This window comes from Enemella dayhoffiae, from assembly GCF_002250625.1.
Lineage (GTDB): Bacteria > Actinomycetota > Actinomycetes > Propionibacteriales > Propionibacteriaceae > Enemella > Enemella dayhoffiae.
In genome coordinates this window covers 25057-42864 of the sequence record NZ_NMVQ01000044.1, presented here as the reverse complement: position 1 = coordinate 42864, position 17808 = coordinate 25057, and the positions used below count along the sequence as shown (strand labels likewise).

Genomic DNA, 17808 nt, shown 5'->3' with positions numbered 1-17808 from the left:
AACGTCGGTCCGTCGATCGAAGATCGAACCCCTCGCCCTCTAAATATCTTAGTGCTAATATTCTTTCACCCATCGATACCCCCAGGAGTGCCATGACCAAGCGCAGCGTCCGCCCCGACGCGGTTGACGACATCATCGCCACCTGGGCGGTGACCAGGCCGGGCCTGGATGTGTCCGCGATGGAGGTGTTCGGCCGGTTGCACCGCAGCTTTCTGCTGTATCGCCAGCAGATCTCGGACCGGTTCGAGGAGCTTGGCACCAACGTGGCCGGTTTCGACGTGATGGCAGCCCTGCGCCGCGCCCCAAACTTCCGGATGAGCGCCGGTGACCTCGCCCACCAGACGCTGGTCACCACCGGCGGCCTGACCCTGCGGGTGCGCAAGCTCGAGGCGGCCGGGCTGGTCCGTCGGTCCAGGGATGCCAACGACAACCGAGTGGTGCACGTGCAGCTCACCGACGCTGGCCGCAAACTGGTCGACGAGGTGGCCGACGAGCACTTTGCCAGCCTCACCCAGATGCTGGCCGGCCTCAGCAACCGGACCCAGGAATCCCTGGCCGACCAGCTGGCCCAGCTCGAGCGGTCGCTGCGCAGCGCCGCGCCCGAACTGGAGCCGCGCGAGGCCTGAGCCGGCCGGTCAGCTCGGCAGGATCCCCTCGGCCTCGATCTCGACGAGCAGGTCGTCGGCCACCAGCCGCGACACCTCGACCAAGGTCGAGCACGGCGGTTCGCCGGTGAACAGCTCCGAGCGGGCCCGGCCCACCTCGGCGCGCAGCCGGATATCGGTCAGATAGACGCGGAGCATGGTGACGTCCGCGAGGGTGGCACCGCACGCCTCCACCAGCGCCCGCACCCGACGCAGCGCCTCCCGGGTCTGAACGTACGCGTCGGCCCCACCCACGGCACCCTGCGGTGTACCCGCGTGCATCCCTGAGATCCAGAAGTGGTTGCCGGAAACCCTGGCATTGCTGAACATTCCGGGGCGCAGCGGTTCGGGGACCGAATCGGCCGAGACTCTCATCGACCCGTCCGCTCGTCGGACTCGCGGGTGAGCCGTTCCCGCACCGGCAGGAAGTCATAGCTCGGATAGAACTCGGTGGTGAACACACCCCAGGCGCGACGTTCCAGTTCGACGTTCACCGCCGCCAACCGGTCGGCCGGCAGCCGCAGGGTGACGACCTGCCCGATCCCCATCGCGACCACCCAGCTGATGATCTCGCAGCCCTCCGGCGGGAACCCGTGCCACCAGTCTCGCTCGTCCAACTTTCCCTGCAGCTGTTCGAGATTCTGGGACTGGTCATGGCGCAGGAGGACCGTCAACAGCAGATGGCCCTCCTGCCCCTCGACCATCAGGCCTCTCCGGCCAGGATCTTGGCCTGTGCCTTGGCATCGGACTTGTAGAGCCTACGGATTCGGCTCACCCCGAGGTCGTGTTGATAGAGGTTCTCCTCGGTGTCGGCGTCGCCAGCCAGCGCTTCCAGCACCACTCGGTCCTGCTCCAGCACCTCCCAGTGCCGCCCCTCGAGCCTGGTCCGATAGAGGAAGCGCCACACCTCGCGCTCCCAGCCCTGGACGCGTCGGGTTCGCCAGTGGAAGACGCACACGTTGTTCTCGTCGACCGGCACCGCCATCCCGACGATTCCGAACACACCGCCGGGGCCGGCGTTGCTGGCATACGGGATCTCGAGGTCGACGTGGTCCATCGATCCGCGCACGAACTCCACCCAGTCGAAGTTGACGCCGCGCTGGTCGGTCTTCTCGAAGAAGAAGCCGCGATCGGTCTCGCGGATCCGGAAGCGGGCGGAGGTGTCACCGCCGAACATGGAGTGCGACTCGCGGTGCAGGAAGGCGCCGTGCATCGGGTCGAGCACGTTGTCCATGTAGAAGCGCCACGGTCCCGCCCACTCGGCATAGTTGAGGAACCAGGAGTTCGCGTCGTCGCGGAGCCGGTCGGGCAGCGAGAACTCGGCCGCCTCGTCCTCGGCGGTCAGCGGCACGAACACGAAGATGGTGTCCGCGGCCTCGACCACCTGCAGCGACAGGGTCGCCTGTCGCCCCTCCAGCGCGCAGCCGGGCATCCCCGGCACCGAGACGACAGTGCCGCTGCCGTCGACCTGGACGCCGTGATACTTGCAGGCGACCCGGTCACCCAGGTGCTGGCCCACCGACAGCGGCGCGCTGCGGTGCGGGCAGCGGTCCTCCAGCACGTGCACCGTGCCCTCCGCGTCGCGGAACAGCAACCAGTCGACGTTGAGCCGCTTCACCTTGGTCATGCTGCCCTCGGCGAGCATCCGCGACGGGAGGAACGGATACCAGCGGTTGCGCAGCCCGGTGGCGGCGATCTCGTCGGCGGTGAGCGTACGCCGGGTCCCGGCCGCCTTCTTGGGGCGCTGGGTGGTGTTCGGTGTGGTTGTGGTGGCGGTCATCTCAGTTCCCCAGTCGTCGCATCTCGTCACGGAAGGAGTCCTCGGTCCACTCGCGGCCGCCGGGGCCGTGCAGTCCGAGGTCGTTCAGGCCTTTGATCAGGCCGGGCAGGTCGTGTGTCCCGCGGGCGAACACCTCCATGATCGAACCGGACAGCTTCAGCTCATAGGGGCTGAACGGTTCGGGATGGGTCTGGTGCGGTTCCAGATACTGCTCAGGCATCGATCCTCCTAGATCCTTGCTGTGCCTCGGTTTCCTGTGTCTGATCGAGGTCCGGGCGATCGGGTGCGAGCCCCTCGGCGATCGCCATGAACGCCGTCCCCCACTCGACGAAGGAGTCGACCCGGGTCCGGTGGCTGGGCGGTTCGGCCCCGTCGATGATCACGAACACCCCGTTGGCCACACCGCCGGCCACCGACTGCGCCTGTGCGACCGGGCTGTTCGGGGCGGGAGCCGCGGCGATCACCAGGGTTGGCACCTTCACGGCCCGCAGCGTGTCCCAGTAGGTCGGGTCGTCCTCGTCGACTTCGGGATCCACCAGCACCAGGCTGATCAGCCGGCCGCCGCGCTCGGCGGCGAAACGAAGTCCCCCGGGCGCATCCGGGCCGGCGACCACCAGGTGCACCGGATGCGATCCCAGTCCGTCGTCGACGGCTGCCAACCACTCATCTCCCACCCGCGCGGAGATCGGCAGTGCCCGGAATCCCTGTTGGGTGGCCTCGTGGTCCCCGACGAAGACGACGGGGTGGTTCAGTTCTTCGTTGGCGCTCATCACTCGCCTCGGCTTTCGTTCGGTGTGGGGATGTGCACCGGCGGGGTGAACGCCCCCGGGGCCGGGTCGAGGTCACCCACGGTGACCTCGATCATCGCGGGACCGTTGACCGTCAACGCCCGTTCGAGCGCGGGGCCGAAGGTGCCGGGCGCCCCGGTCCGCCAGAAGGGCAACCGGATGGAGGCGGCCAGGGTTTCGAAGTCGGGGGTGAACAGGTCCACTCCGGCTCGGTCGAACCCGTGTGCGTGCTGCATGTTGCGCAGCACCCCATAGCCGGAATCGTTGAACACCACGACCACGCACCGGGCGCCGCTGCCCGCCAGCGAGGCCAGCTCGCCCAGGTGCACGGCCAGCCCGCCGTCTCCGGCGATCACGATCGTCGGCACCTCGGGCCGGCCGACCGCGGCGCCGATCCCCATGGCGAGTCCCTGTCCGATGCCTCCGCCGAGCGGGAAGATGTTCGACTCCCGGTCATAGAACTCCAGCAGCCGGTTTCCCCACTGAGACGAGGGAATTGTGACGTCCCTGGCCACCACGGCCTCCCGCGGCAGCTGCCCGCGCAGCTCGCGGCAGATCTCGGCGTAGCCGCCGATGTGGTCGAACAGCTCCGTGCGGACCTGTTCGCGGACCTGGCGTACCCGATCGGTCCACCCGGGATCGGTCGAACCGTGTCGCATCCGCTCTGCCAGCGCGGCGAGCAGCTGCCGTGCGTCACCGACCAGCTTGTGGCTGGCCGAATAGGGACGCTCCAGGGCCCGCGGGTCGAGGTTGATGCCGAGGTGCTGCACGGGCAGACGCAGGTGATAGGTGCGCGTCTCGTTGGAACGGAAGTGGGTGCCAACGCTGATCAGCAGGTCCGCATCGGCCAGCAACGACGCTCCCCGTTCGGTGGCGGCGAAGTTGCCGATCACCTGCGCGTGGTCCTCGGACACGATGGCACGTCCGGAGTTGCTGGAGAACAGCCCTGCGCCGGTGCGGTGCAGCAACTCCGTCAGTTCTGCACCGGCGCCGGCCGCGCCACCGCCCACCCAGAACAGCGGACGACGGGCCCCCTCGATCAGCGCGGCCGCGGCCGCCAGCGAGTCCTCCGGCAGCTCGATCGGCCGCTGCTGCACCGGTCGCCAGGGGTGTTGCGCGTCGGTCCGGGCCAGGTATTGCAGGTCGGTTGGCCACTCCACCGAGGCTGGCCCCTGGGGAGCGGTGAGGATCTGTGCGATGGCGCCTTCCAGGACCGCCTCGGCCTCGTCGGCGGCGGTGATGGGTGCGGCATGTTTGGACACCGCGCGCAGCATCTCCAGCTGGTGCGGGACCTCGTGGATCACACCCTGGTTGCTGCCGACCCAGTGGCTCTCCACCTGTCCGGTGACGTGCAGCACCCGGCTGCCGGCGGTCAGCGCCTCAACCATCGATCCTGCCGCATTGCCGGCGCCGGTTCCAGTCGAGGTGATCGCCACCCCCACCTTGCCGGTGGCGCGGGCGTACCCGTCGGCCGCGTTCACGCAGGCCGCCTCGTGCCGCATCTCGACGAACCTCAGCTCGCGGGAGATGGCCTCCACCAGCGGCAGGTTGTGGATGCTGATCACGCCGAAGGCGACATCGATTCCGTGGCGCTTCATCACCCGAACCAGCACGTCCCCGCCGCTGTGGCGTCGATCCTGTTCCTGGGTCACGGAATCTCCTTGCTGTTCTGCCGTTCTCGGGGTCGTCGTCATGGCTGCCTGGTCACTCCGCCGCCCACGTCGATGCTGGCGCCGGTGATGTATCCCGCCCGTGGTGACAGCAGTGAGACGATCGGGTACGCGACCTCCTCGGCCCGTCCGAAGCGGCCCAGGGAGATCCCGCGGTCCGCCGCGATCTCGGCGCTCCAGTCCGGGTAGTCCAGCTCGCCGCCGCCCTCGGTGTACGCCTGGAACCGGCGGCGCCACTGCCCGGTGTCGATCAGGCCGAGACACACCGAGTTGACCCGGATCCCTTCCTCGGCGAGCTCCGCGGCCATCGATCGGGTGAGGTTGAGCAGCGCCGCCCGCGCAGCGGAGGTGACGGCCAGCCGGGTCTCGGGCTGCCTGGCCAGGATCGCGTTCACGTTCACCACGGCCGCAACCTCGGAGCGGGCCAGGGCGGCGCGGGCAGCGCGGATCACGTTCCAGGCACCGAACACCTTGAGCTCCAGTTCCTGGCGGATCTCATCGTCGGTGGCGTCACTGAGGGTCGACATCAGGGATCTCCCGGCGTTGCAGACCACCCCATCGATTCCGCCGAAGCGGGACATTCCTTGCTCCACCGCGGATTCCACCTGCTCGCGCAGCGTCACATCACAGACCAGCGGGTACGCCCGCTTCGATCCCGGCAGCTCGGACACCGCGGCCCGCAGCCGCGCCTCGTCCCGGGCACAGGCGATCACCCGTGCGCCCTCGGCCAGCAGCATCGAGGTGGTGGCCAGACCGACGCCGGAGCTGGCGCCGGTGACCAGCACCGTGCGGCCGTCGAGCTGAAGATCCATCGTGCCTCCTAGGTCGGCATCACGAAGCCACCGTCGACGACGATGGACTGTCCGGTGAGATAGCTGGCCGCCTCGGAGGCCAGGAAGAAGACGGTCGATGCGACGTCGGCGGGCACCTGCTCCCGCGGCAGGGCACGGTTGTCGCGATAGAGCGCGTAGCGGTCGGCCGGCACGTTCTCGGTCGCCTCGATCCGGGTGAGCCCCGGGGCCACCGCGTTGACCCGCACCCCGTGCGGGCCGGCGTCGCGGGCCATGGAGCGGGTCATCGCGAGCACTGCGCCCTTGGACCCGACGTAGTGCACCAGTCGCGGCGACCCGTAGTAGGCGACATCCGATGCCACGTTGACGATCACGCCACTTCCGCGTGTCAGCATCGGGCCAACCAGGTGCTTGCTGACCAGCCAAGTGCCGAAGGCGTTGATGCGCAGCACCTGCTCGAAGGCGGCCTCGTCCAGCTCCCAGAAGGTGTCGCCGCCGACCCCGTCGGCCTTGGCCGCGTTGTTCACCAATACGTCGGCACCGCCGAGTTCGGCAACCTTTGCGGCGAACTCGCGCACCGAGTCGACGTCGGCGATGTCCAGGGCGAGGGCGGTCACGTCCTGACCCCACTCGCGCAGCTCGGCTGCGGTCTGCTCGGCGAGCTGGTGACGAAGGTCTCCGATCACCACCCGATCGGTGGTGAACGCCTCCGCGATCGCCCTGCCCAGTCCGCGGGCGCCGCCGGTGACGACCACCAGGCGTGAGGTCTGCTCAGTCATCGATCTCCTCCCAGAATCGAGTCATCACCGCGACCATCGCCTCTGGGCGCTCCGTGACGGCACTGTGCCCGGCATCCGGCAGCACCTCGAAACGCGCCCCTGGCACCAGCTCGGCCAACAACTCCGACTCCGGCACTCCGGTGACCACGTCGTCGGCACCCACCACAACCAGGGTGGGCAACTCGAGCTGCCGCAGCAGGTCGGTGTTGTCCGCGTCGGCCATGAACTCTGCTGCCATGGTGTTTCCGACGGGACGGACGCGCGTCATTTCCGCACGCACCCGCTCGCGGATGTCCGCCCCTGCCTGCGGCGACACCAGGCGCGGTGCCCTGCTGGCGGCGAACGCGTCGGACCCCAGTCTGTCCAGCAAGGAAACTCGCTCACGCATCGCCTGCGCCTTCTCGGGGTTCACGGCCAAGCCGCGGGTGGAGTCGGCCAGGATCAGCGAGCGCAGTCGCCGAGAATGCCGATGGGCCACCTGGGCGGCGATCACCCCACCCCAGGAGGTTCCGAACAGGTCGACCCGATCCAGCCCGAGCTGGTCCAGCGTCTGCACCACCTGCACCACCAGGTCGGTCTCTCCGCTCGGGTCCGCCGACTCGCCATAGCCGGGTGCATCCCACGAATAGGCCGCGACCCCCCGCGCGGACAACAGGTCGGCGGCAGCCTCGCAGGAGTGCGCGTTTCCACCGATCCCGTGCAGCAGCAGCACCTGGCGTCGCGGCGTACCCTCGGGGAGCGCGGCGAGCACACTGGTGCCGTTGGGCAGCTGGAGTCGCTGGACGGGCACGGTCAGAACCGTCCGCTCGCGGCCCGCTGCTCGGGGGTTTCGGCGTCCCCGTTGTCGGCGGCCAGGAAATAGTCGGTTTCGGCGTTCACCAGCCCCCGGGCGCCGGGGTCCGCCACGCCTGCCATGGCTGAACGCACTCCCGCGCTCGGCGGACCGGCGGTGCGCCACTGGTCCGACAGCTCCGGCGTGCGCCGCCAGGTGCGACACAACCAGGTGTCCTCGTTGATCTCCTCCACCTCGGAGGTGTACTCGCAGACCAGACCGGCGGGGTCGGTGAAGTAGGAGAACGTGTTGTTGCCGGGTCCGTGCCGACCCGGGCCCCACTTCGGCTCGATCCCGTGCACCTTGAGGTTTCCGATCCCCCGCATGAAGTGATCGATCGAGGTCAGCTCGTAGGCCACGTGGTTGATCGACGCCCACGGCGCCTGGTTGAAGGCGATCACGTGGTGCTTCGGGGTGCACCGCAGGAACGCCATCTGGTGTTCCGACCAGTCGGAGACGCGCATCCCCAGCACCTGGGTATAGAAGGCGGTCGCCGTGTCAATGTCGGTGGTGTTCAGCACCACATGCGCGAGCTGGCGGGGCACGCTGGCGTATCCGTTGACGTCCTGGTGGACAACGGCGTTGACGTCGGCGGCCAACTCGATCACGCGGCCCTCTGGGTCAACCAGGGCACAGGAATAGCCGCCGGCCGCTTCGTCGTGGCGCCCGGGCGTACGCAGCAGCGGGATGCCGAGGGCCTCGAGCCGGCGGGCGGCCTCGTCGACCTCGGACGGGGTGCCGACGGCGAAGCTGACCCCGCCGAGGGCGTTCTGCTCGGATGCCTCCAGCTTGAGGATGTGGTGCTCCTGGCCGGTGCCCCGCAGCCAGAACCGTTGGTCGTCGGAGTCGCTGACCCCGAGCCCCCACACCTGGTGATAGAAGTCCTTCGAGCGCTCGGGTTCCGGGACCCGGAGCGTCACCGAACGGAGCCCGCGCAGCCGGACCACCGGCTCATCGCTGTATCGCATCTCTCCCCTTCCGATCTGTTCGGTCCTCACAGGTCGAGCACCAACTCGGCCCCGCGGCACCGGGACACGCAGATGCACATGGTCTGGCCCGACTCCTTCTCCTCGTCGGTGAGCAGGAAGTCGCGGTGCTCGATCTCACCCGAGAGCACCCCAGTCTCACAGGTGCCGCAGATCCCTTCCAGGCATGAGGACGGGACCGGCACTCCCGCCTGATCGAGCGCGTCCAGGATGGACTCGTCGGCGGCCACGGACACCCGTTGACCGCTGCTGTTCAGGACCACGTCGAAGCCACGGTCGGCCTCGGCGTCCGGGTCGACGACCCGCTCCGGGGCCTTGAACCGCTCCAACCGCAGGTTGGCCGGAACCGGCATGGCCGCCTCGACGGCGTCCATCAACGGCCCGGGGCCGCAGCAGTAGACGATCGTGCGCGGGTCCTGGGACTTCAGCATCTCCACCAGGTCAGGGAACCGGCCCGCCTCGTCGTCGACGTGCAGGTGCACCCGTTCACTCGGGAGCGCCTGGATTTCTGTCAGGAAGGCCATCTGGGCCCGGGTACGACCCGTGTACAGCAGCGACCACTCGGCTCCCCGCGACTGCAGCTCACGCGCCATGGCGACGATCGGGGTGATCCCGATCCCCCCGGCGATCAGGTGGTGCTTCGGCTCCTCCCCGTCCACCGCGGACTCCAGCCGGAAGGCGTTGCGCGGGCCGTCGACCTCCAGCTCCACTCCGATCGGCAGCTGTTCGTGGATGTGGCTGCTGCCGCCGCGCGAGTCGCTGGTGCGCAGCACCGCCACCGTCCACTGACTCGTGTCGGCGGGGTCCGAACACAGCGAATATTCGCGGACCAACCCGTTCGGCAGGTGCAGGGCGAGATGCGCCCCGGGCTGCCAGGTGGGCAGGGACGCGCCGGCCGGGTCGACCAGCGTGATGCTGGTGATCCCGGCGGCCTCCCACCGCTTCTGGTGCACCCGCAGGGTGCGTCGCTCACCACCGGTCTGGGTCTCCATCTCGCCTCCTTGGGCCTCTGGTCGTCGGTGTGTCAGCGGGTCACGCCGTACATCTCCGAGCTCGGCGGATAGGTCGGCAGCTGCGGCTTGCGGGTGCCGATGATCACGCAGAACAGCGCGTCACTGTCGCCCACGTTGGCCAGGCTGCGGGGCACCCCGGCCGGCACCACGATCAGGTCACGGTAGCCGAGCCGTCGGGTGGCCTTCTTGTGACCGTCCTCGACGTCGTGCACCGATACCTCGAGCTCCCCCTCGAGCACGAAGAACGCCTCCTCCACGTCGTGGTGGGTGTGCTCCGGACCCACGGCGCCGGCCGGCAGCCGCATGTTCGAGAAGGTGAAGTTGTTCGACGGGATGATCCGGTTGTCGTTGTCGAAGTTGCCGGTCGCGCCGGAACCCAGGTAGCGGATCTGCGCCCGGCGGAACCGGTCGCCCCCCGCGTTCGCCTGGAAGCCAAGCGCGTCCCAATCCTCATAGCGAGAATCGCGGCTGGCGATGCAGGAGTCGATCAGCTGATCAAGGTCCACGGGTTCGTTGGTGGTGGGGGTGTCGGTCTGCTTGGTCATGGTTTCCTCTCCCGGTTGCGGTTCGGTGTCGGGTCAGTCGTCGGAGACGGCCCTGGCCTGCTCAGCGGCCCACGGCAACGGCTGTCCCGTGAGGTCGACATAGATGGACTTCTGGTGCATGTAGGACCGGATCCCCTCGCGGCCCTTCTCCACCCCGACACCGCTCAACTTGCGCGCGGTGAACGGGGTGGAGATGGAGAACTGCTTATAGGTGTTGACATAGACGGTGCCAGCCTGGATGCTGCGGGCCACTCGCCACGCGCGGGCGTGGTCGCGGGTCCAGATGCCGCTGGCCAGGCCGAACACGGTGTCGTTTGCCTGGGCGATCAGGTCCTCCTCGGTGTCGAACGGCAGCAGCACCGCGACCGGTCCGAACACCTCCTCCTGGCAGATGGTGGCCGCGTTGTCCACGCCTGTGAGAATTGTTGGCAGATAGTAGGCCCCGGCGGCCAGCGCCGGATCGCTCGGCACCTCCCCGCCGACCAGCACCTCGGCCCCGTCGGCCACGGCGTCGGCCACCATCCGCGCCACGGCGTCGCGATGGCTGTGCGTGATCAGCGGCGCCACCTGGGTGCGCGGATCGGTTCCCGGCCCGACCCGAAGGCCACGGGTCGTGGCAACCAGCCGGCGTACCAGTTCGTCGTGCACACCTCGCTGCACGAAGATCCGCGAGCCGGCGATGCAGCTCTGCCCACTGGAGGAGAAGATCCCATAGAGCAGGCCGGCCACGGTCTGGGTCAGGTCCGCGTCGTCGAACACGATCGTCGGTGACTTGCCTCCCAGCTCGAGGGTGACCGGCATCAGCTTGTTCGCCGCGACGCCGGCCAGGTGCCGTCCGGTGGAAGTTCCACCGGTGAAGGTGATCTTGCTGACCTGGGGGTGCGCGACGAGGGCTTCCCCGACGGTACGCCCGGGCCCCGGCAGCACCGACAACAACCCCGTGGGCAGACCCGCCTGTTCCGCGAGACGGGCCAGATAGAGCGTGACCCACGGCGCCCAGACGGGCGGTTTGGCGACCACCGCGTTCCCGGCAGCGAGCGCGGGGGCAATCTTCTGGGCGTCCGAGGCGATCGGGGAGTTCCACGGGGTGATCGCCCCGACCACCCCCATCGGCTCCCAGATGGACACGGTGAGTGCGCTTCCCCTTTGCGGGGTGATCGCGTCCTCAAGCGTCTCCAGTGCGGCCGCGACGTAGCGGAAGGTCCCTGCGGCACTCTGGGCGAGCGCGCGGGTCTCGCCGAGGGTCTTGCCGGTGTCGAGGGTCTGCAGAGCGGCGATCTCGTCCTGGTGCGCCTCGACGGCGTCACCGATGCGCCGCAGTACGGCGGCCCGCTCGTGCGGCAGCAACTCGGTCCAGCCCGACTCGGTGACCGCACGCAGTCCCTCACGCACGGCCAGGTCTACGTCCTGCTCGGTGGCTCCGGTGAGGGTGGCGAACACCTCACCGGTCGCCGGATCGACCGACTCGATCATCGCCCCCGTGCCCCGGCGCCACTGCCCGGCCACGAGGATCTCGTCCCGCAGCAGGTCACGACCGACGCCGCTGCCGGGGCCGGCCTTCGCGCGGACGGCGGCCGCGGGGGTGGCGAGCTCGGTGTCCATCGGCTGTGCCTCGCTTTCGGTATGGAATAAGTCTGAGCGCTAAGATACTTTCCGTCAAGGTTTCGGTGAACCTTTTTCGGTCGAATCAGAGCACCGCTGGTGGATGTTGCGTGAGCCCGGAGATGCTGTGCAGCACGGAGAACGGGGTGATCGCACTGCTGCGCGGGTTGTCCCGGCTGGGGAAGTTGCGCACCTCGAACAGGTACTCCCCCAGCTGGGCGCGGGCCTGGATCCGGTGGGTGCTCATCGTGGCCGCCGGGTCGGCGTACAGCTCCACCCGCAACGGTTCCACGCTGCCGATCGCAGTGGCCACCCCCGCCACGATGTTGAGCGATTCGGGAAACAGGGCGACGGCCTCGTTCGGCGTACCGGAGAAGACCAGGACCGGCTCCGTCGCGGTTCGCAGTAGTTCGATCTGCTCGGGTTCCATCCACTGCCTGATCAGCGCCCCAGGCTGCTTCGTGGTTCGCATCAGCACCGACTCGAACCCGCCGCCACGACTGGCGGCGGCGAGCAGGTCGAGCCCGCCGACGGCGCCGTGCGTGGCCAGCACTCGACCCGGGCCGAGCTGCGGGAGCCGTCCGGACAGCTCCGGATCCAGCAGCGCTCCGACCGAGGTGACCAGCAGATCCACCCCGGCGGACACCACCTGGTCGACGATCTCGTGCACCACCGGCTGCCCGGCGCACTCCACGACGAGGTCGGCCCCCTTCAGCGCCGCGGGCAGGTCGAGCTGCTGGGCGGGCGGGTTTGCGACCGGGGAGCGGTTCACCACGGCGACAAGCTCGGCGCCGACGACCTCGCCGGTGGCCACTCGCGCGGCCACCGTGGAACCGATCACCCCGTGGCCGACGATGACCACCCGCAGCGACTCGCTCATGCCGACTGGCTCTGCGCGGTCGAGGAACCACCACTCAGCTGGGTGTGGCGCAGCAGCTGGGTGACGTGCCCACGGATCTCAACGAACCTCGGATCGGTTTTGGTCCTGAAGTGGTCCCGGGGGTGCGGCAGGTCGACCTCGATCGTCTCGGCGACGACACTCGGCGGCGTGGACAGCACGATGATGTGGTCGGCCAGATAGACCGACTCGTCGATGTCGTGGGTGACCACGAGCACCGTGATGCCGAGCTGGCGCTGGATCTTCAGCAGCAGATCCTCCAGGTCAGCCCGGGTCTGGGCGTCCACCGAGGCGTACGGCTCGTCCATCAGCAGCAGCTTCGGGTGCGACGCAAGGGCGCGAGCGATCGCGACGCGCTGCTGCATTCCGCCCGACATCTGCCACGGGTACAGCTTTTCCCTGCCCTTCAGGCCGACGGCCTCGATCGCCTCGGCGACCCGCTGGTCCCGCTCGGCTGCGGTCAGCCGACTCAGCGGAAAGGCGATGTTCTTGTCCACCCGCAGCCAGGGATAGAGGGAGCGCGAATAGTCCTGGAACACCATGGCCAGGCCTTCGGGTACGCCGTTGACCGGCGTCCCCTCGAACGAGACCGCGCCCTCGGTCGGGTTGTCGAGACCACTGATGATCCGAAGCAGGGTGGACTTTCCACAGCCCGAAGGGCCGACGATCACGCTCACCTTGTGAGCCGGCACGGAGCAGGTGATGCTACGCACCGCCAGGTTGTCGCCGTAGCGCTTGGAGATCTGGTCGAGCTGCAGCTCGGGCAGCTCCGGGCCATCGGCGCCGGTTGCGGGTTTCGTTGTCTCAGTCATTCTGTGCCGTCGCTCCTCGGTGCCAGGCCAAGACCCGGCGCTCGATCATCAGGAAGAGGAAATTCATCACCACACCAAGCAGCGCCAGCACGATCAGCACCGCCCAGAACCCGGCGTAGTCGAAGTTGCGTTGCGTGGAGATGAGCAGATAGCCCAGCCCGTTCTCCGACTTCTGCAGCTCGGAGATGATCATCAGGATCAGCGACATCGCCATCGCCGTGCGAATTCCGGCGAAGATCTTCGGCGCAGCGCCAGGCAGCACGATGTGAGTCAGCACGATCCGGGCAGGGATGCGGAAGATGGCGGCCGCCTGGGAGCGCGTCTCACCGACCGACTTCACCCCGTCCATCGTGTTGAACAGGATCGGCCACACGACGCTGAACGCGATCAGGAAGATCTTGGGGCTGGCCCCGATCCCGAACAGGAAGAAGAACACCCCGAGAAGGGCCGGGCTCGGCAGCGAGCGGCCGAGGTGGATCAGCGGCTGGAACAGCGCGGTGAGCAGCGGGAAGATGCCGAGCAGGATGCCCACGCCCACGCCGATCACGATCGCCAGTGCGAGACCGGCCAGTGCGCGCCCAACGCTGGGCAGGAAGTGGGTCCACGTGGCCTCACCCAGGAACAGCTTCGCGGGCTCGGCACTGAGGAACATCTCGGCACACTTCGCGAACGCGTCCAGCGGGGTGGGCACGAACAGACCACCCGCATCAGACTGGGACAAGGCGTACCAGGCAACGAGAATGATGATCGGGACGATCAGCCGCAGCCCGATCCGCACCGGCAGCGACGGGCTTCCGGCGCGCTGCCTGCGCTGCTTGCGGGTGCTGCCGACGGCACCGTCGGCCTGGGCCTCGGTATCGGCGACCGAACCCACCTCGTGGTCGACGGCGGCCGGCCCGGGGTTGATCGAGGTCACTGGGCGAGTCCCTTCTTCCAACCGAAGACACCGTTGTCGAGGGCCGCCATCAACAGACTCACCGCCACGCCGAGGAGCCCGGCGACCAGGGTTGCGGCGTACACCATGTCCAGGTTGGCCGCGTTGGCACTGTTCTGCAGGATGTAGCCGCCGATCCCGGTGCCCGACCCGATCAGAAGCTCGGCGGAGACGGCGACGATGAGCCCGATCGAGGCGGCGATCCGAATGCCGGTGAAGGCGAACGGGAGCGCGGCTGGCAGGGTGACCCGACGCAGGATGCCAAGGTCGGAGACGCCGAAGGATCGGGCGGTCTGGACAGCTGTGGTGTCGGTCGAGCGGACGCCGTACATGGTGTTCAGCAGGATTGGCCAGACGCAGGCAAGGGCCACGGTGATGGACAGCGGCAGCATGCCCGAGCCGAGCAGCAGCACCAGGATGGGACCGAGGGCGATCGATGGAAGCACCCGGAAGCACTCCACCGGCAGCTCGAAGGCGATCATCACCATCCGGCTTGCGCCCATCGCGCCACCGAGCAGCACCCCGCCGATCGAGGCGAGGACCAGCCCGAGCATCCACTCGGCGAGGGTGAACCCGACCGCGGCCCAGAACTCCGGATCACTGAACAGTGCAACCGCGCCACCGAGAACCTGGGAAGGGATGGGCAGCCCCGGCTTGGTGATCACCGTGCGCAGGAGCAACTCGGCGACCGCCGCCGAACCGATCACCCCGACCACGCCCAAGACGATCTGCCTGTTGCGGCTGTAGGGCTCGCGCAGCAGGTTCATCGTGGTCCTCCTTCACCAAGTGGCGCCGGAATCACTTACCCGGCTGGAAGACGCGGTCCTCCGGCTTGTAGTCGGGCTTCACCAGACCCTGCTGCTTGAGGATGTCGACCGCCTTGACGTAGTCGGCCATCTTGAACGAGTCGTAGTACTTCGGCAGCGGCATGTTCTGGGCCACCTTCGGGTCGAGCTTGGCCACCCCGGGGAGCCACTCCCGCTCGGCCGCCTCGTTGGCGTTCAGGTCGGCGCCGGCGGCGTACATCGCCCGCGCGAAGGCGGCCGCGGTGTTTGGGTTGGACTTGACGAATTTGTCGCTGGCGACATAGTCGGAGCCGGCGAGGCCCTTGTTCGGGCCCTCGGTCAGGTCAGCGATCTGGCGGAGGCCGGCGTTGCGCGCAGCGGAGGCGAACGGCTCCGGCAGGTATCCGGCCTCGATCGAGCCGGCCTGCACGCCCTTGATCATCTCTGGGAACGGCACCTCGACCCAGTTCGGCTTCACGTCCAACCCCTTGGACTTGGCCAGGTTGTTGAACGTGATGTCGCCCATGTTGCGAGTGGTGTTGATGCCCAGGCTCTTGCCGTTGAGGTCGGCCATCGACTTGATCGGCGACTCCGGCTTGACGAACACGCCGAGGCCCTTGTCGGCCAGTGAGCTGGTGAGCACGACCGACTTGATCGGCAGGCCGGAGTTGGCGGCCATCGAGGTGCCGAACGGGGTGGAGTTGGTCATGTCCAGCTCGCCCGAGGCGACCTTCTGAATACCGACCGGGCCGCCCTGGACGGCCACGATCTCGACGTTGAGGCCCTCCTTGTTGAAGAATCCCTTGTCCTTGGCCCAATAGAGGGCCGCATAATCGGCCAGCGGCAGCGAACCGACCTTGAGCTCGGTCTTCTCGAGCTTGCCTCCACCGGCGGAACCGGGGGCGGCGTTGGACCCGCCGCCGCCACAACCGGTCAGGCCCAGCGCGAGCGCCGCGGCTGCCGCCACCACCATGGTCGTCAACTTCTTCATAGGAGTCCTCCACCCTGGGGAGCGCCGGGGCTCCGGACCCCAATGTCTTAGCGCTCAACATTTTGCTTGAAAGTTATTGTGCGGACCATCGGCCTGAGAATCAAGGGGTGTGCCACGACTTTTTCAATCCGGACACGAGACCGGCGACACAAGTTGACGGACGCCCCGATCAGTGTTCAGATCTGTGCTTATCGCACTGTTTTGAACGGAGACGCTGATGGACATCGCGGTCAACGGCGGAGGCATCGGCGGACTGGTGCTCGCCCTGGCACTGCAGGAGGTGGGCCTCGACTGCACCGTTTTCGAACAGGCGAAGGCGTTCACCCGGGTCGGTGCAGACATCAACCTGACACCGAACGCCGTGCGCGCGCTGGACCGTCTCGGCGTGGGCGAGGAGCTGCGCCAGGCCGCGGCCCGACCCCGGTTCCGGATCAGCCGCGACGGATACACCGGAGAGGAGACCTCTCGCCTGCCGATGTCTGAGGCGGCCGAGCAGGCGTACGGCGCGCCGCAGCTGACCCTGCACCGCGGCGACCTGCTGAGCGTGCTGGAGCGGGCAGTCGGGCCGGGCGTACGCCTGGCGCACCGGCTCCACCGTGTCGACTCGGAGGCTGCGGGCCAGACGCTCACGTTCACCAACGGCGAGCGGCACCGAACCGACGTGCTGATCGGCGCCGACGGGATCCACTCGGCCGTGCGCACCGCGCTGTTCGGGGCCGAACACCCCACCTTCACCGGCGTGGTCGCCTATCGCGCGGTGGTGCCGACCGACCGGCTCGCCGGGATCGCGGATCTGGACTGCTTCACCAAATGGTGGGGCAACGACCCCGCGGTGCAGATCGTCACCTTTCCGCTCACCCGGGGCGAGGAGACGTTCATCTTCGCCACCGTCCCACGCTCCAACTGGACCGAAGAGTCCTGGACCACGCCCGGCCGGATCGAAGAGTTGCGCTCCGCGTACGCCGACTTCCACCCGGAGGCGCGCGCCCTGCTGGACGCCTGCGATGAAGTTCTGATCTCGGCCCTGCACGTCCGCGATCCGTTGTCCCGTTGGGGAAACGATCGAGCCACGTTGCTCGGCGACGCCTGTCATCCGATGATGCCGTTCATGGCCCAGGGGGCCGGGCAGGCCATCGAGGATGCGGTGGTGCTGGCCCGGGCCCTGCAGCGGTTCGACGCGCCGGAGGCCTTGCAGCGCTATCAGCTGGCCCGGCTGGAGCGGACCGCGCGGATCCAGGTGGGGTCCCGGGGCAACGCCTGGTTGCGCGAGGGCGGGAACGCCGACTGGGTCTACGGCTACGACGCGTGGACGGCCCCGCTGTGAGCGCGCAGCTTGTCACCCCGGTGCTGCGCGGGTTGGACCTGCTGGAGTGGTTGGCCGCCGGCGGCAGCGCGGCCAACCTGAGCGAGGCCGCCCGGGAGACGGGCATCAACCGAGCCACCCTGGGTCGGTTGCTGGCCACCTTCAACGCTGCGGGAATCCTGGAGCAGGACGCCGCGGGCGCACTGCGCTTCGCGCCGCGGATGCTGCGCCTGTCCGCCGCAGTCCTGGGAGAGTCGGATCTGGCCTCCGCCGCGGCGCGGATCCTGCCGGGGGTCGCCGCCGCACTCGGTCTTTCCACCTATCTGGTGGCTCTCGACGGGCCGGACGTTGTCTATCTGCAACAGCACCTGCCGGCATCCCCGCTGGTCAGTCACATCGGGGTGGGGAGCCGGGCCCCGGCACAGCAGACCGCTCCGGGCCGGGTCCTGCTGAACGGCACCCCGCTCGAGTGGAGTCGCTCGGGCCTGGAGGCCGGGGTCGGCGCGGCCGCTGCGCCGATCCTGCGGCACGGCGCATCGGTCGCCGCGATCAGTGTTGCCGGACCGCAGGCCACCGTCGACGCCGTTGCGGAGGGGATCGAAGGTCAGCTGCACGAGGCCGCGGCGTCGATCGCCGCCCAACTCGGCTGAACCCG

21 protein-coding genes are annotated in these 17808 nt (G+C 68.5%); 3 read left to right on the top strand and 18 right to left on the bottom strand.

Annotation, left to right across the window (positions count from 1 at the left end; translation table 11 throughout):
* The first annotated feature begins 92 nt into the window (after positions 1-92).
* Positions 93-626 carry a MarR family winged helix-turn-helix transcriptional regulator gene (locus CGZ93_RS15245; protein ID WP_094365010.1) on the top strand — a complete coding sequence of 178 codons (534 nt, stop codon included), beginning with the start codon at positions 93-95 and terminating at the stop codon, positions 624-626.
* A gap of 9 nt (positions 627-635) precedes the next feature.
* On the opposite strand, the gene CGZ93_RS15240 is transcribed toward CGZ93_RS15245, so the two are convergent.
* The 18 genes from CGZ93_RS15240 to CGZ93_RS15155 form a co-directional block, all read right to left on the bottom strand.
* Positions 636-1019: a RidA family protein gene (locus CGZ93_RS15240; RefSeq protein WP_229117503.1), complete on the bottom strand. Its 384-nt coding sequence runs from the start codon at positions 1017-1019 to the stop codon at positions 636-638.
* Positions 1016-1348 carry a hypothetical protein gene (locus CGZ93_RS15235; protein WP_094365008.1) on the bottom strand — a complete coding sequence of 111 codons (333 nt, stop codon included), beginning with the start codon at positions 1346-1348 and terminating at the stop codon, positions 1016-1018. The genes CGZ93_RS15240 and CGZ93_RS15235 overlap by 4 nt, the downstream gene beginning before the upstream one ends.
* The gene (locus CGZ93_RS15230; protein WP_094365007.1) at positions 1348-2424 is read right to left on the bottom strand and encodes a Rieske 2Fe-2S domain-containing protein; all 1077 of its coding nucleotides are present in this window, start codon (positions 2422-2424) and stop codon (positions 1348-1350) included. Before CGZ93_RS15230 ends, CGZ93_RS15235 begins: the two co-directional genes overlap by 1 nt.
* Position 2425: 1 nt before the next feature.
* A complete protein-coding gene (locus tag CGZ93_RS15225) occupies positions 2426-2644 on the bottom strand; it encodes a recombinase-like helix-turn-helix domain-containing protein (protein WP_094365006.1) in 219 nt (72 codons plus the stop codon).
* Positions 2637-3194, bottom strand: a complete 558-nt coding sequence (locus CGZ93_RS15220) for an alpha/beta fold hydrolase (RefSeq protein WP_094365005.1) — start codon at positions 3192-3194, stop codon at positions 2637-2639. The genes CGZ93_RS15225 and CGZ93_RS15220 overlap by 8 nt, the downstream gene beginning before the upstream one ends.
* A complete protein-coding gene (locus tag CGZ93_RS15215) occupies positions 3194-4864 on the bottom strand; it encodes a thiamine pyrophosphate-binding protein (RefSeq protein ID WP_229117502.1) in 1671 nt (556 codons plus the stop codon). Before CGZ93_RS15215 ends, CGZ93_RS15220 begins: the two co-directional genes overlap by 1 nt.
* Before the next feature lie 38 nt (positions 4865-4902).
* Complete coding sequence (locus CGZ93_RS15210) at positions 4903-5694, bottom strand: SDR family oxidoreductase (RefSeq protein ID WP_094365003.1); 792 nt, start codon at positions 5692-5694, stop codon at positions 4903-4905.
* Positions 5695-5702: 8 nt separating this feature from the next.
* The gene (locus CGZ93_RS15205; RefSeq protein WP_094365002.1) at positions 5703-6452 is read right to left on the bottom strand and encodes an SDR family oxidoreductase; all 750 of its coding nucleotides are present in this window, start codon (positions 6450-6452) and stop codon (positions 5703-5705) included.
* On the bottom strand, positions 6445-7242 hold the full coding sequence (locus CGZ93_RS15200; RefSeq protein WP_229117501.1) for an alpha/beta fold hydrolase: 798 nt from the start codon (positions 7240-7242) through the stop codon (positions 6445-6447). The genes CGZ93_RS15205 and CGZ93_RS15200 overlap by 8 nt, the downstream gene beginning before the upstream one ends.
* A gap of 2 nt (positions 7243-7244) precedes the next feature.
* Positions 7245-8252 carry a VOC family protein gene (locus tag CGZ93_RS15195; RefSeq protein ID WP_094365001.1) on the bottom strand — a complete coding sequence of 336 codons (1008 nt, stop codon included), beginning with the start codon at positions 8250-8252 and terminating at the stop codon, positions 7245-7247.
* A 26-nt stretch (positions 8253-8278) separates the two neighbouring features.
* Entirely contained in the window at positions 8279-9262 is a 984-nt protein-coding gene (locus CGZ93_RS15190; protein ID WP_094365000.1) for a PDR/VanB family oxidoreductase, read from the bottom strand.
* Between the two features lie 32 nt (positions 9263-9294).
* Positions 9295-9828: a cupin domain-containing protein gene (locus tag CGZ93_RS15185; protein ID WP_094364999.1), complete on the bottom strand. Its 534-nt coding sequence runs from the start codon at positions 9826-9828 to the stop codon at positions 9295-9297.
* 33 nt (positions 9829-9861) lie between these two features.
* A complete protein-coding gene (locus CGZ93_RS15180) occupies positions 9862-11430 on the bottom strand; it encodes an aldehyde dehydrogenase (protein WP_094364998.1) in 1569 nt (522 codons plus the stop codon).
* 85 nt (positions 11431-11515) lie between these two features.
* Positions 11516-12310: an aspartate dehydrogenase domain-containing protein gene (locus CGZ93_RS15175; protein ID WP_094364997.1), complete on the bottom strand. Its 795-nt coding sequence runs from the start codon at positions 12308-12310 to the stop codon at positions 11516-11518.
* Entirely contained in the window at positions 12307-13140 is an 834-nt protein-coding gene (locus tag CGZ93_RS15170) for an ABC transporter ATP-binding protein (protein WP_094364996.1), read from the bottom strand. Before CGZ93_RS15170 ends, CGZ93_RS15175 begins: the two co-directional genes overlap by 4 nt.
* Entirely contained in the window at positions 13133-14056 is a 924-nt protein-coding gene (locus tag CGZ93_RS15165; RefSeq protein ID WP_229117500.1) for an ABC transporter permease, read from the bottom strand. Before CGZ93_RS15165 ends, CGZ93_RS15170 begins: the two co-directional genes overlap by 8 nt.
* Positions 14053-14841 (bottom strand): ABC transporter permease, encoded by a 789-nt coding sequence (locus CGZ93_RS15160; protein ID WP_094364995.1) that lies wholly within the window; start codon positions 14839-14841, stop codon positions 14053-14055. Before CGZ93_RS15160 ends, CGZ93_RS15165 begins: the two co-directional genes overlap by 4 nt.
* A gap of 31 nt (positions 14842-14872) precedes the next feature.
* Positions 14873-15850 carry an ABC transporter substrate-binding protein gene (locus CGZ93_RS15155; RefSeq protein WP_094364994.1) on the bottom strand — a complete coding sequence of 326 codons (978 nt, stop codon included), beginning with the start codon at positions 15848-15850 and terminating at the stop codon, positions 14873-14875.
* Between the two features lie 217 nt (positions 15851-16067).
* Between CGZ93_RS15155 and CGZ93_RS15150 the strand changes: the two genes are divergently transcribed.
* Both CGZ93_RS15150 and CGZ93_RS15145 read left to right on the top strand, forming a co-directional pair.
* Complete coding sequence (locus CGZ93_RS15150; protein ID WP_176451798.1) at positions 16068-17174, top strand: FAD-dependent monooxygenase; 1107 nt, start codon at positions 16068-16070, stop codon at positions 17172-17174.
* Positions 17171-17803 (top strand): IclR family transcriptional regulator, encoded by a 633-nt coding sequence (locus tag CGZ93_RS15145; protein ID WP_171197727.1) that lies wholly within the window; start codon positions 17171-17173, stop codon positions 17801-17803. Before CGZ93_RS15150 ends, CGZ93_RS15145 begins: the two co-directional genes overlap by 4 nt.
* Positions 17804-17808 lie beyond the last annotated feature (5 nt).